The organism is Rhodococcus sp. 14-2470-1a (assembly GCF_002259425.1).
Taxonomy (GTDB): Bacteria; Actinomycetota; Actinomycetes; order Mycobacteriales; family Mycobacteriaceae; genus Rhodococcoides; species Rhodococcoides fascians_E.
The window spans coordinates 1-18,382 of the sequence record NZ_NPFZ01000039.1 but is presented as its reverse complement, the minus strand read 5'-3'; the positions used below and the strand labels follow the sequence as shown (position 1 = coordinate 18,382).

At 60.0% G+C, this 18,382-nt stretch carries 12 protein-coding genes; 5 read left to right on the top strand and 7 right to left on the bottom strand.

Annotated features, from left to right (window positions below; genetic code table 11):
* Positions 1-342: 342 nt before the first annotated feature.
* The 5 genes from CH292_RS25525 to CH292_RS25505 form a co-directional block, all read right to left on the bottom strand.
* Positions 343-2,352, bottom strand: coding sequence for an ATP-binding protein (locus CH292_RS25525; RefSeq protein ID WP_179278085.1), 2,010 nt, complete (start codon positions 2,350-2,352; stop codon positions 343-345).
* A complete protein-coding gene (locus tag CH292_RS25520; protein WP_094656021.1) occupies positions 2,349-3,416 on the bottom strand; it encodes a DNA cytosine methyltransferase in 1,068 nt (355 codons plus the stop codon). The genes CH292_RS25525 and CH292_RS25520 overlap by 4 nt, the downstream gene beginning before the upstream one ends.
* Before the next feature lie 122 nt (positions 3,417-3,538).
* A complete protein-coding gene (locus CH292_RS25515) occupies positions 3,539-4,714 on the bottom strand; it encodes a site-specific integrase (RefSeq protein WP_094656020.1) in 1,176 nt (391 codons plus the stop codon).
* 332 nt (positions 4,715-5,046) lie between these two features.
* On the bottom strand, positions 5,047-5,847 hold the full coding sequence (locus tag CH292_RS25510) for a DUF2637 domain-containing protein (RefSeq protein ID WP_094656019.1): 801 nt from the start codon (positions 5,845-5,847) through the stop codon (positions 5,047-5,049).
* Between the two features lie 1,001 nt (positions 5,848-6,848).
* Positions 6,849-7,775 carry a ParA family protein gene (locus tag CH292_RS25505; RefSeq protein WP_094656018.1) on the bottom strand — a complete coding sequence of 309 codons (927 nt, stop codon included), beginning with the start codon at positions 7,773-7,775 and terminating at the stop codon, positions 6,849-6,851.
* 2,131 nt (positions 7,776-9,906) lie between these two features.
* Here CH292_RS25505 and CH292_RS25500 point away from each other — a divergent pair.
* Positions 9,907-11,070, top strand: a complete 1,164-nt coding sequence (locus CH292_RS25500) for a site-specific integrase (protein ID WP_094656017.1) — start codon at positions 9,907-9,909, stop codon at positions 11,068-11,070.
* Between the two features lie 93 nt (positions 11,071-11,163).
* Here the strand turns inward: CH292_RS25500 and CH292_RS25495 are convergent, their stop codons facing one another.
* Complete coding sequence (locus CH292_RS25495; RefSeq protein ID WP_094656016.1) at positions 11,164-13,137, bottom strand: ATP-binding protein; 1,974 nt, start codon at positions 13,135-13,137, stop codon at positions 11,164-11,166.
* Between the two features lie 333 nt (positions 13,138-13,470).
* On the opposite strand from CH292_RS25495, the gene CH292_RS25490 reads away from it, so the two are divergent.
* From CH292_RS25490 to CH292_RS25480, 3 genes are all read left to right on the top strand, one after another.
* Complete coding sequence (locus CH292_RS25490; RefSeq protein WP_094656015.1) at positions 13,471-14,199, top strand: TIGR02391 family protein; 729 nt, start codon at positions 13,471-13,473, stop codon at positions 14,197-14,199.
* A gap of 293 nt (positions 14,200-14,492) precedes the next feature.
* Positions 14,493-14,942 carry a hypothetical protein gene (locus CH292_RS25485; protein WP_094656014.1) on the top strand — a complete coding sequence of 150 codons (450 nt, stop codon included), beginning with the start codon at positions 14,493-14,495 and terminating at the stop codon, positions 14,940-14,942.
* Positions 14,932-15,816, top strand: a complete 885-nt coding sequence (locus CH292_RS25480; RefSeq protein ID WP_094656013.1) for an AAA family ATPase — start codon at positions 14,932-14,934, stop codon at positions 15,814-15,816. Before CH292_RS25485 ends, CH292_RS25480 begins: the two co-directional genes overlap by 11 nt.
* 74 nt (positions 15,817-15,890) lie before the next feature.
* Here CH292_RS25480 and CH292_RS25475 read toward each other — a convergent pair whose 3' ends face one another.
* On the bottom strand, positions 15,891-16,709 hold the full coding sequence (locus tag CH292_RS25475) for a DNA/RNA non-specific endonuclease (RefSeq protein ID WP_256978572.1): 819 nt from the start codon (positions 16,707-16,709) through the stop codon (positions 15,891-15,893).
* Positions 16,710-17,257: 548 nt separating this feature from the next.
* Between CH292_RS25475 and CH292_RS25465 the strand changes: the two genes are divergently transcribed.
* Positions 17,258-18,241, top strand: coding sequence for a hypothetical protein (locus CH292_RS25465; RefSeq protein WP_256978571.1), 984 nt, complete (start codon positions 17,258-17,260; stop codon positions 18,239-18,241).
* Positions 18,242-18,382 lie beyond the last annotated feature (141 nt).

Below are 18,382 nucleotides of genomic sequence, written 5' to 3'. Positions count from 1 at the left end.
AAGAGTCGATTGATGCCGTCAGCTTGAGGATACGTCTTTTGGCGACTTCGCATCACTACCTGGCCGCCGATACACCCACAGATCAGTCACAAGGGCCAGACATCTTGACGGCTTAGTCCCCGTTGTGCCGGCTCCGGCAAAGACGGAGCATGCTAAAGTCGCACATCAATGCAACGGGGAGAGCCCTTGTGGTCGGCTCGTTCCTATTAGGCTCGACTCGAATTCGCCGACTTTAGAAATCGACGTTGACCACGCGCTGCAATGGTGTAAAGATTTACATTTTAGTTGACTCTGCAACCAGAGGACGACGTGGTCACAAATACAGGAATTGCAAGTTGTTTCTCATGTATCAGCATCCAGGGCTGCAATTACTCTATCTAGCTCCGTCAGGTCTTTCTTGCGCTCGCGATAGTCGCTGTACCGCTTCTGAGCAGTCGACAGAAGCTCGTCGTAGTACAGCACCCGGCCGTCGATATGCTCTAGCTGTCCGTCTATGACATCGCCCAATTCGCGTCCCCCAAGGTAGCCAACATTCGGTTCTTGCCCAAGGACAAAAACAACGGAAATATCACGAACCGGCTCACTTCTCTTGCGCAGCACCTCCGATAGCGCCTCATGATACTTGCCGCCTTGTTCGATCAGCTCATCGATTGAAGTTTTACGCCCATACTTCTTGAGCTCGACAATCATATGAACCCCAGCAGCTGAACGATACTGGATGTCGATGCGACCTTTTTTGTGGTTCTCGGCTTCACTCTTGTCGAACAGTATCCCTCGCCGAACTCTGTTAAGGCTTATTTCCATATCTGCGTCACCAGTGGCTCCTTCCCATGATGGATCTAGAAGCCACATGTTCTCAAAAAGATGTTTCTGCAGCACTTTCTCAAGTTCGTCTTTATTGATCATGCTTTCGAGTTTTTCTATTGCCTCAAGGCGTGAGCGCAATATTTGCACGTACAGTGCATCTTCGTACGACCGTGCGTTTGCAAGCAATGGCAGTATGTCGGTTGCATACAGGCCATTAGCAAACTTTTCGAGTTCCTTAGTTGTGGCGTCGAGAGCAATTCGCTCGAACGCTAGGATGCTGGATTTATATAAGGCTGGACGATAAGATTCTTTGTCCAACTGAAGAGCTCCTACTGTGCCCATTACACGCCTAGCGGATTCGCGCTGATGCTCTGGACGCTTGTCGACCCACTCCTGTACAACCGGATACTTTAGCGTGAGCTCCTTAAATTTTTGCTTTGGTCTTTCTGATGACCATTGTTCGGCAGCCGAGTTAAATAAGTCCCGCAGCTTCTTCACCAGCAACGTCACTCGCTCGTCGTCTTCAATAAGTCGCTGACGGTCACTCGTTGCGATGTCGTCGGATCCATCGTCAAGGTCCAAAAATTCCGCATGTATTTGACCGGTTACATAGCTTCCAAATAGCTTATTGAAATCGAGCTGATCAAGGATCCCTTCTTGAATTGGTCGCCGTCGCGCCAGGATGATTATGTTACGAAGTGACTCTTGCGTGTCACCCGGATCCTTTAGTTGTTTGGGCTCACGGACAGTGCCGAACCAACCTTGAAGGCTCCAGCCACGTCGCGCATCGATAACATTGTCTGAGACCAGCCACTGCTTAACAATGTTTGGGGTTTGCTTACCATCGATTTCTACCGACCCCAACTGCCACATGTATTCCAAAAGTTTAAGGTCATCTCTGTCCTCGTATGATATCTTTCGACCATCTATCGTTATCTGAAACCGGCCTGGATCTGAGTCGGCATAATTCAGTGTGTCGAATCGCCTTGCAAGACGCCGGCGGAGTGCTGCTACCGAGACGCCGGTGCGCCGGCGATTGAGGTTTTTGAGAATAATTCGAGTTCCGTGTTCCGGTAGATCTGCTGGTGGGGTGACGGGATCGGGATGGTAAGGTTCCTTTGCTGCGATCTTAGCGCGGAGCTGATCCACGCTAATGTTGAAGCCGCTGGCAGACCCATTGCGTTTGGTAAACAGAGTGACGTCGCCAGCGAGCGAGAATACGGATAGTTTGCCGATTCCTTTACGACCCATGAAGGGGCGACCATGAAGGGGCGAAGAATGGCCCTCTTCGTCGCGCTTCTTGTATGCAACCGTTAAATATCGGCTATTCAACTCTGATTTAGTCATGCCGCGACCGTCGTCGTGGATGACGATTTCATCGCCGGATGTGTTCCACTTAATGGTTACGTTATTTGCATCTGCATCCCAGGCGTTTGCCACCAGTTCTGACAAAACTGCCGCTGCGTTGCTGTATAGGTTGATGCCTAGAGACTCAACTACAGCGAGGTCCACGCTGAAAGTAAACGTCGGATCTGCGCTAGTCACGAAAGGGTCCTTATGTTGTGTTCTAATTTGTCCATAAATGTCTCCCCAATAGCTTTGCCAAATGCGGGGGGTACAGCGTTACCGATCAGCCGTCCCACAGAGGATTTCGTAGGCGGGCTATCCGGAGCATTGAATCGATACGACCGAGGAAATCCTTGCAACATGGCAGACTCGCGAAGTGTTAGGCTGCGATCTTGTTCCGGATGGCCGAACCTCCCTGTCCCGAAGTTGTAGGATTGTGTCGTAATGGTTGGCGAGGGGGCGTCCCATTCCATTCGCCCGTAGAATGATTGGAAACTCGCTCCACTTTCTTTTCTGTGGCATGGAGCTAAGAGCTCGTCAGGCCAGTCACGCCATGTCCCCCCTGGTTTTGACGCTTTCATGCGGGCGAGGTTTATGGGTGTTAGCCGACGTGCCGCATGTAGCGGATCGGTTGGATCAACTTCGCCGTTCTGCAGTTTGGGCAGATTCTGGATGGTCGCCCTGACGGTGGGGTGCTTGGCTTGTCGTTTTGCACGGAGGGGCACCCTGACGACGCCGTGACGCGAAGCAACGAGCACCAGGCGTCGTCGATTTTGAGGAAGTCCGAAATCTGGACCGAACACGGTTTCGTAATCAACCGCGTAGTCCATGGCCCGAAGCTGAGCTGTGAAGGCACTAAAGACAGTCATACTTTTAAGGCGTGTAACGTTTTCCATCGTTACAAAGTCAGGCTTACTTTCTGCGACTATTCGCGAGAAATGATGAAGTAATCCCCATCCCAGCTCCTCGCTAGTGTCAGCCCCTCGTCTGTGGCTGGAAAACGGCTGGCAGGGGGCGCATCCTGCGAGCAGGCGTTTCGCTCCTTTCGGCCAGAGGTCTGCTAGGTCCGCCCCGGTCAAAGTGCTCACATCCTGCAGCAGGAAGGGGGCCTTGATGTTCTTTTCAAAGGGGTATTCGCACGCCGGATCCAAATCAACTCCGGCAGCAACATGGACCCCCGCCGATTTCAGTCCAAGTGATAGACCACCCGCGCCACAAAACAGGTCGATTGCCGATAGTTCCGGTAACGCCTTCGTTGCCACGTTGTAAGCCCTTCGGTTAGCAGACACGCCGTTAGCCTATCGGTGTGCTCCACTTGTTGACCATGCATTCGAGCCGTGTCTGGAGCGAGAAGTTCGCGTCGAAGCCCGGTTGGTCGTACACGTCACAGTCCAATCTGGGTGACGGCGTTGCCCAGAAGAGGTGTGTGTTCGCGGCGGTAGACCTCGACGGAGTCGAGGCTGGCGTGGCCGGTTTGGCGGGCGATCGCGGATCCGTCGGCACCGTTGCGCGCGCCCTGGGTGACGAACCCAGCCCGGAGTGAGTGTCCACCGAGTTTGGCCAGAGCGGCGGGGTCGAAGCCCGCGTGGTCAGCGCGGCGGCGGATGGTCTGGTGAATAGCGGCCCCGGACAGCGCGGTTGCACTGAGATTCCCATTCTTGGCGACGGCCCGAAATAGCGGTGCTCGGGCTGCCGTTCGGGGCACTCCCCCACGGCAGACGTGCGCGCCGAACGGTTCTGCGTTCCGAAGCAGACGTATCACCGACGGTCGTCCTCCCACATCGAACGCAGCGACGACCTGTGCCCACCGGACATACGCGCAGGGTGGGCAGGTCTCGTGGGAGTCGGTGTACGGCAGCGCCTTGACCGCTCCCCTGCCCTCCTGGTCGGTCTTCGACTTCCGCAGCCGGATATGCAGTCCGTCGTGCCGGTGCACGGTTACATCCCCGCACATCATCTCCGACAACTCGCTGCGGCGGTACGCGCCGGCGAACCCGAGGAGCAGAATCGCCGAATCACGGGGCTCCAGAACCTCGTCGGCCCACCCACGACACCGCTTCCGCGCCGTCTCAACGAGGAGTTTGATGTCGTCGACCAACAGCGGATCACGTGGCGTGCGGGGGCGGTCGCCCGCCGCGGCGTACTCCCGCCGTATCCCCGACAGGGTCGCGGTCACGAGTTCGTGCGCGGACGGGGACAGGTGGCCGGTCGTCCGGTGCTGATGGTTGATCGCCGCGATCCAGGTGCCGAAGGTGGCGACGGCATAGGCCCGCTCGCCTGTCTCGGTTCGAGTGTCGGCCGCGTCGACGAGATAGGCGGCGACGGTGATCGGATTCGCCGGAAGCGTCACGTGACCATTCGACTCGCACCAGCTGGTGAAGCGTCTCCACGCCGCGTCATAGGTCTTGCGGGTTCCCTCCGCCCGGGAGGACTGCAGTGCACTCGCGATCCGCTTCGCGACCGCGGGTGAGATCTCCGGCTCGACCGCGACCGACCTGCCCGTGCCGGAGATGCCAGCGAAAGAGGTCAGCGCAGGTGTTCGTCCTGATCGGAAGTCCATACCGGCAGCCTAGCGCAGGTCACCGACATGCCTGCAACGCAAAAGCGTGCTGAGCTGGCGTTTCTCCTTAGATGGTACGGAAAATGCAATTTACGTTGTGATGGTTCGCCTGATTTGACCGTGCACGGCAAGGTTGAATGATGTTCACCCGCAGAGTTTTAGAGGATGAGTACATATAACGCTGCCAGTAGATATGCAGGACTCTAGTAGATGTATTGCCGTTCAACGGATTTGTGTATATCGAACGAGGCTTGGTTGTCGGCCTGCTTGTTCCGAGGTGCGAGCTTTAGACAGCTTCTACGTTCAACCCTATGTGTGCGCGAACCGCATAGCTAGACAAGTGCAGGCAGGCTCTCGGGATGCCCGACTGCGGACTGCTCGCTCAGTGCGGCGGTCGTTTGTTGCAAGCCGCACTGCTTCGCTGTTGTCATCTGCAGGTCAAACCAGGCGGCGAGATGTGCGCTCACAGTCGCTGTCTGGACGTCGAGTTCGGCGGCAACATCGTTATAGCTCCACTCAGGGTGTTGAAGGTACACGAGCACAGTTGCCCAAGCGTCGGGATCGAGTCCCCCGCTCTCTCTAACCGGGAAGGCCGGAGATTCGGCGCTGAACCAATCCAAACCCGGCTGCTGCTCAGCGTCGGGCACCACTGGACGATGCGTTCTGGGCGCACGCAGAATGACGGCAAGCACCTCTGTCATCGCTAGGAGAAAAACCGGTGCGACAGTAGCGATTCCGGATGCCACAATGGCCGGAACAGCATCTGGGGTCAATGCTGCATGGTAGCCGTTGCCGAAAATTGAGGCACCGGCCGCGACGGCTAGGACCATGAGTACGAACCTGCGACCACGAACCGTCTTTGGGTCGGTGTGATGAGACAACGCCAGCGCGATTACCGTCGTTGCGACGATCGCGCCGTCAAGGACAGCGGGCAGAGCCCACGCCAGCCGTGGATCGGTTCCGGCCATTACCGCCAACTCTTGTAGCGCAGCGAACGACAGCCAGAACGAGGACGCGGCGATCCCCACGGTCAACGCGATACCTGTCATCAACGCGACAAAAAGCACTCGCGGATGATCTGTTAGCTCTGCTGGTGAGTCGACCGTGTCGCTTGGCTGCTTGCACGCGTCCATTCAAGGCTCTCCTTCTGTTGGGCGGCTGCGGGCGTTGAAGCCCCATAGGACTGCTTCACGGCGCCCCTGCTGAGCGTCTAACCATTTACAGCAGTTGGGGGAATCGTCGCAGCACAGCGGGTGAGCGCCCCGCCGCGCCAGTTTGCAACTTCAGTCGACGCGCAGATACAGCCGCAACGCCTGCTCGACGAGAGCGCTTCGACTGCCAGCGCCCCAATCGCCAGCTAACTGGTCGAGGATCGCCGCGTCCGAGTTAATTACGCCCGCAAGCGGAACCCGAGACAGCGGTGCACTGTGCCGCCGTCGCGTAGGCCTTCCCGCCTCCGCGCGTCTAAACATGCCTGTACCCGCTGTTGCAGCAGCGTCTGTCCAATGCGCCTTCAGGTCGTCGGCGTGCTTTTCGACTGCATCGAGTACGACCTGTCCGTAAGAACGCGCTGTTGTGGGGTTTGCGCCCCGCTCTTCTAACGTGAGCGTTCGGAGAGCGCTGTAGACCTCGTGTGGCAGTGCTACTTCAGGTGGAGCTACACGAGCTGCGTTCGTCGTCGAGTCTCGTTTTGTGTTTCTCCGTCGCGCATCTGCACGACGTGGGGGGACGGTTTGTCGATCGTCGTTGTCTTGTCGCACAGCCACCTCTGAGGCGGCTGCCCCGACTGCAGAGGGGGTGGGGTCCTGAGGACTTGAGGCGGGTTCGTCGTTTGCCGCCGGTTCGTCTTTGATGACAACCGAAGTGCCCTCTCTGGCTTCAGAAGCCTCGTCCGCCCCCACGATTGCTAGCGCCTGAGGTCGCTCCTCGCGGGGTGGACCGGACGCTACGGGCTTATCGGCGGTGTTTCCGGACGTGCTCGACTTCTGAGGGTCGGCGTCTGCACTCTCAGCCGATTGCGGAGCGTTACACCCGCCAGCCGCGGCGGCATCCCGGACTAGATTAAGAGGCGGGAGTAGCTCGTCGAGATCATTCAGCGCGTTCGGATCGAAAGCGGCGCGACGCTTTCTGGTACTCATGCGACACCGCCTGCAACCTCGTCGCGTTCGGCGGTTGCCACCCGGCTCAGAATCTCGCGGGTGAGCCCTTGATAGTCCGACGCAAGTCCGGATGGATCTCGTGACCACAACCGGTCGCTGGACTTGCCCTTCTGACGTAGCCTTTGCAGTCGATTCTTCTGGTCTGACTCGGCGACGTCCACGAGTTCCAACGGAGTGAGGTGGCGGGTTCGAAGGTCAACCGCGGCAGCACGGTCAGATCGAATAAATGTCTCAAACGGGTCCGCACCGCTGCCTTCGAGAAGCTCGTGCACCTGTTCGAATACCTCACGGTTTCGCGCAGTCGCGCGGGGGTTGGTGTCGAAAAGGACCACCCCCAGCAGCTGAATCATCGACCCGGCTTTCCGTGCTCTGAGGTATCGCATCGCCAACAGTTCGACGCCAGACAAGCTGGCGTCGTCGTCCTTTGTGGGGACGACGAGGTAGCGGGCTGTTCCCAGCAGGGCCTCGAGGAGTGGGGCATCACCCGGACCGGAGTCAAGAAGCACCAGATCATAGTTTTCGGCATCGTTCAGATCGTTGAGTGTTTGAGTCAGATTGCGGCGCAGGTCGATTCCGGTCTGCGCAGCGGTCGCTGCAACGGATGCGACAACCGCCAGTGCGGGCCCACCAGCAATGACATCAAGGTTTGGGCGGACATCCCGAACGGGGGTGAGTGACTGCGCGAATTGCAGGGACATGCTGAGACCGCGCCCACCGTCCCCTTCGACTCCCAGATCGGATGCTGAGACGTTGGCCTGCTGATCCGCGTCCACGACAAGTACGCGCCGTCCTGCGGCGGCGACCATGCCCGCCACGGCGGAAACGATTGAACTCTTGCCGACGCCGCCTTTCTGGTTGGCGACCAGCACTGTTCGAGAGGTTCCGGTTGTCGTCACCCGCATGAAGGTACCGGAGTCGTGCAGTCCATGCGTCCTGCGACACGCACTGTTAAACGACTTTTTGTACGGACGTCATCGAGGCTACCTATCTGGTCGTCAAAACTGCTGTCTGTCAGGTCGTCTGGACGACCAGATATATGGCCCCCAACTTGACTAGTGTTCAGTACGTGCACGGGTACTTACTACCGGCTTTAGTTGCAGCCTGAGCAATGTCAATCTGTTCTGCTTTGGAACTAGCTGTCTGTACAGCTTTATACACGGTCATGGTAAGGGCATTTTGGACGTATGGTTGCACAGTCCTGGGATATGCTTGAAGTGTGGCTGTATTTAAAGACTTGAATAGGGATTGAACAACGGCTTTGTATAAGGACTTTAGAGCGTACGTGCCAATGTCCTGCGAGTTGTACTTAAAACCGACCCGCTGTATGGGTTTTATCACGGACTTAATTACGACCGGGCGCATGGGCATTTACATGAACGTAAACAAGATCATATTACGGTCCAGCTTTATGGAAGTGTGACCCGCCAGTCGCAGTACCGGTGCTACACCCTTTCTTCCGTTCTGTTATATGCCCATAGCGGTGGTAGTGCATATGGGCAGATGTATGGGCGTAAGTATGGCCTTGCATATCGATCCATATAAAACAGCAGCTCACGGGGTCTAACTCACACATATCGTTGCACCGTCGGGGACGTCTGAGTCAGATCGATTGACCGTGGGATTTCTGCGACAGACCAGCAATCCGAGACATACCTAAGGAATCTCGTGGACCCCCGGATCGCGTCTGATCTGCACTTGGGGTGCCGCCGTAAGGAGCGGATATAAGCGGGTAGCCAGACGGGCTGATGCGGTCATCGCCCGTCGGCACCTACACACTAGGGAGTTCGTCGAGGAAGATACGAAAGCCGCGTCCCCACGGCCGCCACCGATCCGAAACCATCTACGAGCAAAACCCGCGACTGCTACCACGTGCCCGCGGGGATACGAATTGACAAAACGGGTTAACCGACAACGCCTTCGCGGTACATTGCACACACAACGTTTCGCACGTTCAGTTAAGTGAACCCCTGAGTATTAGACCCAAACGACAAGGCCGGCAACCGGCAGAGCGCCGGTCGAACTGGGGCAAGCGTTGCGCAGAGGCAACTCTGACAACCGTTAACCACATCTTCGAGGGCTTCGGATTCTACCGCTGCACGCATGGGCATATGTATGGCGGTCCGTATGGGCTTAAGTGCGTGCGTCCAGGTTGGCAATCAAGAGCCCATCAAAGCGCGCCTGCGCGTCCCTAGCTTGCAGCGGCGAGACCCACCACCGGGGCCGGTATCTACGGCCGTATTGCAGCCCATACGTATGGCTCTTTGTATGGTCTTACGTATGACGTTCGAGACATTACGGAGGTTGGGGTAAAACACGCGGGAAGCGAGTCCCATGCGGCGACTTCAAGTATGGATTGGCGTTTCAGGCAGGAAAAGGCGACGGGTCCCCACCGTCACGGTGACGAATCGCGACGCGTGGGGACCCACACCTTGCCTGCTCCCACGGCTTCACAATCAACCCAATGGACACCATCATGAGAGACGCGTCGAGGACCTCGACGTATACGCCGTCGCTCAACCCAATCATTCTGGGGTACTTGCGATTTCGACACAAGAATCCCCGCACGTTGCGCCTGTGCCTGTTCAAATGCGAGGCACGCGGCGCCGGCACCTTTGGCGCGGTACCCTGGGATTCGCACATCGTCGCACTCATCCTGGCTGTGTGCCCCGGCCTCCACAGAGGTAGTGCAACGCTGAAAAGGTTTCACAGGCATTCCGTGGCGGATACCTGGGACATCCGTCTAACCGCCTGAAACCCAGCTCAGACCTAACTGAACAGGTCGTTGGAGCTGACACCGACTGGAACTTCGCTGACTCGGTTAGGGAAATCGCAGGTCAAGCGATCCGCAATGGGTTGGAACTCTCGGCCAGCATCGCCGTACTTCTAGCCTCCAATCAGGTATGCAATAGTCACCCTCTATTCTCTGGATGTACACAACGTAAATTGCATTTTCCGCACCGTCGTGCGCAAAACGCCAGTTCAGCACAGTTTTCGCTCTGCAGACCTGTCGATGACCTGCGTTAGACTGCCCGTATGGCCTTCCAACCAGCCCGAACACCTGCGATGGGCATCCCTGAGAGCGTCAGGTCGCTGGCTGTGGAGCCGGAGATCCCGCCCGGCGTCGCGAAGCGGATCGCGGCCGCCGTGCAATCCTCCCGCTCCGAGGGAACGCGCAAGACCTACGACGCCGCCTGGAGACGCTTCACCAACTGGTGCAAGTCGAATGGTCACGTGACGCTGCCGGCGCACCCGGTCACCGTCGCCGCATATCTTGTCGACGCTGCCGACATCCGCACCGAGACAGGGGAGCGGGCTTACGCCGTCGCCACGTTCGGGACCTGGATCGCGGCGATCAACCAGCAGCATCGCACCACCGGGCACCTGTCCCCGACGACACACGAGTTGGTAACCGCGACGCTATCCGGGATCCGTCGTGAGTACGCCGCCGCGGGAGACCGGCCCCGCACTCCGCGGGATCCGTTGTTGGTCGAGGACATCAAACTCCTTGTCGAGACGGCACGGGAACGATGCCGGGGTTGGGCCGATGAGGTTCTCGAACGCCGGGATTCGGCGATCCTGCTGCTCGGGTTCGCCGGCGCCTTTCGCCGCAGCGAGTTGACGGAATTGGTCTGCGGAGACGTTTCCGTGCACCGGCACGACGGCCTGCACGTGCGGGTGCGGAAGTCGAAGACCGACCAGGACGGCAGGGGAGCAGTGAAAGCGTTGCCCTACACCGAGTCTCACAAGACCTGCCCACCCTGCGCGTACGTCCGCTGGGTCCAGGTCGTCGGCGCGTTCGATGTAGGAGGACGCCCTTCCGTGATCCGGCTACTGCGTAGAGGAGAGCCGTTCGACGGTCACGTGTGCCGTGGGGGAGTACCCCGCGCCGCCGCCCGGGCACCGCTGTTCCGCTCGGTTGCGAAGAACGGGAACCTTGGCACCGCGCCACTGTCAGGCGCGGCGATCCATCGGACCATCCGACGGCGGGCCGGCCACGCCGGCTTTGACCCGGCTGCGCTCGCCAAGCTGGGCGGGCACTCCCTACGCGCAGGCTTCGTCACCCAAAGCACCCGCAACGGCGCCGACGGCACCGCCATCGCCCGCCAAACCGGACACGCCAGCCTCGATTCCGTCGAGGTGTACCGCCGCGAACACGCACCACTGGTGGGAAACGCTGTGAACCAGATCGGACTGTAGCGACCTACCAGGCGAAATTGCGTTCGATGCGACTGAGCAACAAGAGGTATCGGCGTAGCTACCAGTAGGTCCGAATCGTGGGCCGAGTAAGAGTTATTGCGGCTGCAGCTCATTTTCGGCAAGAAGGCCTTCGGGGATGACATTGCCATGGTTGCGTCGGAGATAATCCCTTGCATCGTCCAAGGACGGGTCGTGCTGAAGGCTTTTCTGGAAGTAGTCGAGCCGGCGCTTGGCGGCGTCAATGATCTGGCCCCAGTCCCGGACCCACACCCGTACCTTCGCTCCTGGAGCCTCCGGTAGATCCGGTTCGAAAACAAGTCCACGCTCGCGGTTCTTCTGGTTCGCCTCCTGCCGCACGTCGTCATCGATCTCGCCGGTGACAAGCCAAAAGTCCCATTCGGTTGTGCTGCTGGCGAACCGTGCGTCTTGGGCAACAGCTTTCGCGTACGACTTGATCTGATTTAATTCTGTGAGAGAGGCAACAACTTTCGGTGCTTTGAGTTCTACGACAAGGTGCCGATTGCGGTCGTGCTCCGTGGCCGCGACCGAGAGCAAGAGGTCTAAGCGGCCTATCGTGCCATCCAGCCGTTTGACAGGATGCTTTTCGCCGCGGCCGGCTCCTAGTAGTTCAACGTGCCGATCAAGTGCTGCAGTGAGGCCTCGCTCACTGACCATAAAGTTGTATTGCTCTCCGAAGACCCACAGTTCGCTCTCCAAGATCCGGTGCAAGTGCTCGCGCTCTCCGACGAGTTTGTTTGTCTCGGGATCAAAAACCATCAACTCAAGCGCCCGCAGAAACTCGAGCCGGTTGGTCACGTCACTGGATGCCTGGATGACTCGCGACAGACCCGTACGCGTGAGGAGACGGTCCAACTGGTCCCGCTCATCGATCGACAATCCGACATACTCGTCTAGCAAAGCTGACACATCCCCGGGGCGTTGTTGAAGTGAGTCCTTTAGAAGCCCCAGCGTGAGTCGCTGCTTTTGTTTGCCCTTCGGGATGTGGCGTCTAATTGAGGTAGCAACGACGTCGAATGTCGCCCGCTCGACCTTTTCTTCCTCCGACGTGGGCTCGCCCTGATACGGGTAAACATGACCACTCTTCCAGTCCTCGACCAGCTCTCGGCGACGTTCGGCACGCCGGGTATCGAGATAGTCTTCGAGTACCTGGTCGAGTTCTTTGAGGAGGACGCCCAAGACGCTCGGGGTGGTCTCCATCCTCGCAAGCGGCCACTGGCCGTGGTGTTCAGGCATCTCATCCCACATGAGATAAGCCGAGTACGTGAAGTCTGGTCCAGGCGGGGTGTCGAGCGTGTCCACCACAACAGTTTCGCTGTCACACAGGTGAACTGCGCGTTCCTTCGCCTTAACCCACTCGATGACCCGCAACTTTGCATGGCGTACGGCGCCGTTGTGTTCCCACTCGACAGGGACCAGGGTGTCGTGAGCGATGTTGTCGGCGGGCTGAATTCGACGCCCATCATAGACCACCTCGATCCCTGTGTGAGTGATGAGGTAGGGCGCTAGGATCATGGTGAGACCCTCTTCGGCGGCATCACGACCGAGGGCATCAAGCGACTCTTTTCCCTCGCCAGCGAACCTCGTCCCAGTATCGGCATCTACCTCGATTGGGTCCGATACTTCTACATCGTTGCGGTGTGAAGCTTGAGCACGAACAGTCGACTGAAGCCGCCTCCCGTCAACACTGTCGGCGACCGTCTCCCAAGTGGCCCGAGCCCCCAGTGCGAAGGCGCGGAGTCGACCTTGTCCGAACCGGCCGTGGAGTGGTCTGTTCTCACCCTTGCTGCGGATTGCAGTTTTCTTCCACGAGTTGCCAACCCACTTAAACTCGGTCGCGATCTCCTCGGGTGCCATGCCGTGGCCGTCGTCGATGATCTCGACGCCGATCACAACGTCGGTCTCGTTGCGGTGAAGAACCACGTCGACGTGGTGCGCGTCGGCGTCGAGCGAGTTCCATACGAGCTCGATAACGGCCCTCACAGGGTCATTTTCGTGCGCAAGCTTCTGGACGTGGTCGTCGCCGGCTTCAAGTCGAAACTTCTTCACGCGGTCATCCTGCCAGGGACACGGACATACTAGGAATCCAGTCGAGCAAGACCATCGACGACAAAAGAAAGATGCCGCGCGACGTGGTCAACACGAACCACCATGGCGATAAGACCGCTGCACGAGCGTTCCGACAGCTGCCTTCGGTCCGCGCTTGCGTGCGCCGTCTGATCCACATAGTTGCGACCTGTGCACCATCGACGCGGCCAGAGATTCTACTGGAATCGACTAAAGCGGTGCGGAGGGACCTGATGGCTCACCGAGACCAGTGCGTCCTGACTCTTCGGCGCGGCGTCCGCCACCGATATAGCCATCAGCAAGCAGAATGAGCACATGGCGAAATTGGACGCGGAGTGGGCAATCGATCAGATCAACATGTTTTTGCGTGCCACAGACCAGGTATCTCCGAACAATGAACCGGGGGGCGTTTTCTTCCTGGGCACCGTAATGAGGGGCACCGAAACCGAGGCTTCGTCGCATGCTCACGTGGTGGAGGAGATCATCGACCGTGTATTGCCTGGGTGGCGTAAGAGTCGTCCGTCGACCGACGATAGCTACCGCTGGCTTCGGGATCAGGCTTCCCGTGCAAAGACTGCACTCGAAAGGTCTGCCGAACTAGCCGAAAGGCTTGGCGATAACGCCCCGGACATGGACGCAGCCAACCTGCATCCGTGGGCATGGGACAACGGCAAAAGCTTCTGGAACACAGGCCATTTCCACCAGGCCGTAATGCAGGCCGCTATCCGGATCAACGCGGAGACACAGTCCAAGCTCGGCCGGATGGACATATCCGAGACCGCACTGTTCAACGAGGCATTCTCGCTCAGCGACCCTAAGCCTGGGGCTTCTCGGCTACGTCTGATGGAGAACGACAGCAGTAAAACCTACGAGAACCTGCATCGCGGAGCACGGGCGCTTGCGGAAGGCCTATACGCGGCAATCCGCAACCCGGGAATGCACTCACCGAGCGACGGTGGTCAGGAGCAACTGGCTCTGGAACAGCTGGCAGCGTTCAGTCTGCTGGCGCGGTGGATCGACCAGGCAGTTGTGCTGAAGCCCTAGAATTGGGTCCGCCGCTGACCCGTCACGCTCGTCCTCGGGTTGCCGACGTTCGCGGGGAGCGCGCCCACGACGGTGCCGTCAGCGGTGTTCGTGCGGCTTCTGCGTTTCTCACAGCCTGTCGGTTGTTCGAATGACCTCGGCTGTCCGGGCGCATACCGTTCGAATGCCTCGGCGGTGAAAACACGCCGTTTCCTCACGCAGTCGCTCGATTGCGATGCACCGGCGCACAGTCCGCCGAGAAGTCCCTGCGGTAGTGATACAATTCGGTATAACTGCAGCTGAGGAGGCTTAATATGTCGCTGGCGCATGACATGGAACGCGATCTACGGGCCATACCCGCCGAGCGTGAACTCCTGCAGCTCAAACTCCTACGCGCCGTCGCTCACGCCACCTACAACGGCATCCCACAGCGCGTCATCGCCAAGAATCTCGCCGTCACCCAGCCGGAGGTGAGCCGCATCGTCAAAAAGCTGCGACTGAACCCCGCAGCCCGCGAACGAAGCCCACGCGAAGTGATGCTCGAGCACGCCGCCAAGATCCTCGATCACGACGCGATGATCGTCGAACTCGCCTCGTGGCCGTACACGTTCGGGCACGTCGCTGCCGGCGACCCGGCGGGGGAGAGCTACGTGCGGGGTTCGTGGGATCAGATCGAACGCGCTGGGGATCTCCTCGACGACGAGGACTATCGGGTGCTTCTCGCGGCTACGGCCGACCGGCGTGCGCAGGCGAATGCACTCTGACCCTGCCACTGCCGCCGCGTCCGAGCTCGAAACCTGGTGCCGCCCCGGCGGCATGCTCGACAAGGACGGGCCCAGAGCCTCGCTTCATGCCTTCGATCCGTTGCCGCGCCGCCGCACCCGTGATCAGATTGTCGACGCCTTCCTCGCCGAACACACCGACGTCGCCGTCGGCCGGCAATTCCTCGCCCTGGCGACCGCCGGACCTCCGGGGGTGGGCAAGTCGTCGAGTATCGACCGCCGCCATCTCGCCGGACAAGGCTGGCGAGTGCTCGATGCCGACGTCATCAAGGATCATCTGCTGCGTGACGCGGTCGCCAGCGGTGTCTACGACGACCTGCTGGGCCGAATGCTGTCGGATGGGCATCCGGTCATGCCGCGCGAGCTCGCCACCCTAGCGCACTCGGAATCGACGATGCTTCTCGACCAGATCACCGAAATCTGCATGGCTCGTGGAGAAAACATCGTTTTGGAGGGCACGTTCAGTTGGCCTGGCTTGGGTCCACGCCTGCTCAGCGATCTCGCATCTGCGGACTACCAGAAGTTCACGATTCTTGATGTCGAGGCCCCCTTGGAGATCACCCGGGCGCGGGCGCTCACCCGGTGGTGGCGCGGGCGTCTCGAGGCGATCAACGGCGGCGATCCGTTCGGTGGCCGCTTCACCCCGAGCTTCGTCATCGATGCGCTCTACACCGACGACACCGAGGTGACGATCTGCGCCCGCAACGCCCGCGATGCGTTCGAGCACGCACTCGCTGCGGAGATTCCGACGGTCGAGTTGCTCATCGAGCATCTCGGCGGCGGCGACGAGACGTGGGTGAAGGAGAACGGGGCCGTGGTGTACTCCCAAGGTGCGGCCGAACACCGCGCTCCCTGACCCCACACCCACCTGAGGCCGGCTGGTGCAGGCAGCCCTATTCGACCCCCCTCGCGCGACAACCGATCTGCCTGTCAGAGAACGATGTCGGTGTAGGAAGCCAGTTCGGTCCACCGCCCACGCTCCAACCGCGCCGTAGGCTGAAGCGCGTACCGATCCGCGACGACGAGTTGGTCCATCGACAGTTCGGTGGCTGCGGCGATGTCTTCGACGGGTACCTGGAAGGTTCGGTACGGGCCGAGTGGGGGAGTAGCAGTGTTGGCGCGGACGGGCCGTTCGAGGACCGGGCCCAGTGACGGTGTCTGGTCGAGGACGTATCCCGTCGTTGCAAGTATCGAGTCTTGTTCCCAGGCCGCGATTTTGAAGAACCGGCGCGGGATCGCCACGCCCCGGTATACCGGATCGTCGGCGGCGAAGATGCAGCCGGAGAACACCGACAGTCGTTGCCCGTATTGCCGGGCATGCTCGAGGACGTAGTCCTCGAGGCCGAGCCACAGAGTCTTGGACTGATTCAGGGTCGCGGTCTGCGGCGCACACACGGTGTAATGGAAGGTGTCGGTGTTGGCCTGCTCGGCAACCGCAGCGGAGCCCCAGACCGGGTCGCGGCGGCGCACCAGATGACCGCGGTCGAGATCGTTGCTGGCGTACAGCTCCGGTCCGGCTTGCTGCGCGGCCGGGAGCCTCGGATCGAGTCGCCAGTCGTCACCGCGTTCGACCTCGAGAAGCTGGGATCCGTCGATGTTCACCGCCGTGGATGCTGCGAGGCGTCGCTCGGGGTCGATCGCGACCATGAAGTGGGTGTACGGCAGCACGACCAGCCCGGATCGCGTGGGCGCTTCGAGCTCGATGGTGGATAAGAACGCGGGGTCGTAGCCGGCGGCAGGTGAAGTCACCGGTTCAGTGAACCGGTCGATCGTGACGGGAACGTGAACACACCCTTCTCTCAGCATCTGTTCCGTACCCTCGGATGGCGGCGCACGCACCCGGACGTCTGCACCCGAGATGGAGGAGGCAATATCCATGGCTGGAATCGCTGACCAAGCTCGGGCAACGCATACGAAGACAAGCCGCTCACCGAACTCGTCGACGCACCCGTCGAAGCCCTGCAGGGCGTGAGCCCCGGGGACGCAGAGCACCTCAAGGCCGCGTTCAACATCAAGACCATCGGCGACCTCGGACGCAACAAGTACTTCCTGTGGGCGCAGTCCATCGCCAAACTCGCGGAATAGCTTTCAAGCATCGCTGCCGACCGAGGGCCACGGGACCGTATGGGTTCCGTGGCTCTGGTTATCAAATAGCACGGTGACTGTCGCCTAGCCCGGCAGGTTTTGTCCGGGGAGGACAGGACAACTGACGTCCGGGCCGGTGCCGTGGAGATCGCTGGCGGAACGCCCGCGCCACTGACCTTGATCTGTCGGTTCGGGCCGGTACCGTCGCACAGGTGGCAGCGAGACAGGGGAGCGCGGTGAGTGCGTACCGCTACGAGTGGGCGTTGTTTGCCGACTGGTGCGCCGCCACCGACACCTCGCCGCTCCCCGCAACGCCGGTCACCCTGGCGCAGTTCCTCGACGGGAATCCTGCCGGCGAGGCGGTGCAGCTGCGTAGGGTCTCCGCGATCAACCGCGCACACCTCGACGCCGGCCACCCCGCACCCGGCCGGGCGACCTCACTGCGCCTCGCTCTGGACACCGTCCGGGCCGACAGAACCATCCGGCGTGCCGCCCAGTACCAGGCGATCGCAGCCGAATTGCCGACCACTGGGTCGACAGCGGCATTGTTCGGACGCCGCGACGCAGTACTCCTTCTCCTAGCCGGAGCGGGGTTGTCCTACAACGCGATTGCCGAACTCGACCGGGGCGACATCACTACAGACGACGGAAGTCTCTGGATCGGTGGCCGCCATCGAATCCGGACCGACCCCAACGAGGTCAACGGCTTCCAGCCAGTCGAGGTGTGGGAGCGCTGGCGCACGGTCCTGCAGTTCTCCGACCTCTACCCCTCCACCGCACTGCTCGTAGAACACCTGCAACGCAACACCTTCCCCGACCTGACCGGATTGCTGGACCGCAGAGGTCCGGTCGCGGTCCCTATCGACCGGTGGGGTCACCTACCGTTTCCCGCCGCGCCGATGACGGCTGCCGAGATCAGATCGGTGGTCGCCGGACACCGCGCCAGGCTTTCGCGGCCGCACACTCCGCGGCGCCGTATCAGCAGACCACGCGCGGACGCCGAACAGGTCGACATCAGCCGTCCCGAGCCCACACCAGTCGAGCTCGATTCCGGGTACTACCGCTCGGGTGTCGCCGCGCGGCACCGCGCGCACACCGCCCTGGCGGACGTGCCCGACCTGGTCGACAACGTCGAGGACCGCATCGAAGCACTGCTGCAGCGCACCCTCGATCTACTCGGCGACGCCGCACCATGAAGGACCCGATGGCACAGACGATCGGGCGGCAGCGTCAAGAGATCTGGCTCTTGTGACACGTTCGTGGGTCGCTAATCGCGCCTAAGCGGCCACACGCCGTCCCCCGTCTAGGTTTTGGCTTGTCGAAGGTCAAAACCGAAG

Coding starts and splice junctions, on each gene's coding strand:
- CH292_RS25490 (WP_094656015.1), top strand. CDS start 13,471: ATGGCGAAATTGGACGCGGAGTGGGCAATCGATCAGATCAACATGTTT.
- CH292_RS25505 (WP_094656018.1), bottom strand. CDS start 7,775: ATGCGGGTGACGACAACCGGAACCTCTCGAACAGTGCTGGTCGCCAAC.
- CH292_RS25500 (WP_094656017.1), top strand. CDS start 9,907: ATGGCCTTCCAACCAGCCCGAACACCTGCGATGGGCATCCCTGAGAGC.
- CH292_RS25485 (WP_094656014.1), top strand. CDS start 14,493: ATGTCGCTGGCGCATGACATGGAACGCGATCTACGGGCCATACCCGCC.
- CH292_RS25480 (WP_094656013.1), top strand. CDS start 14,932: ATGCACTCTGACCCTGCCACTGCCGCCGCGTCCGAGCTCGAAACCTGG.
- CH292_RS25510 (WP_094656019.1), bottom strand. CDS start 5,847: ATGGACGCGTGCAAGCAGCCAAGCGACACGGTCGACTCACCAGCAGAG.
- CH292_RS25515 (WP_094656020.1), bottom strand. CDS start 4,714: ATGGACTTCCGATCAGGACGAACACCTGCGCTGACCTCTTTCGCTGGC.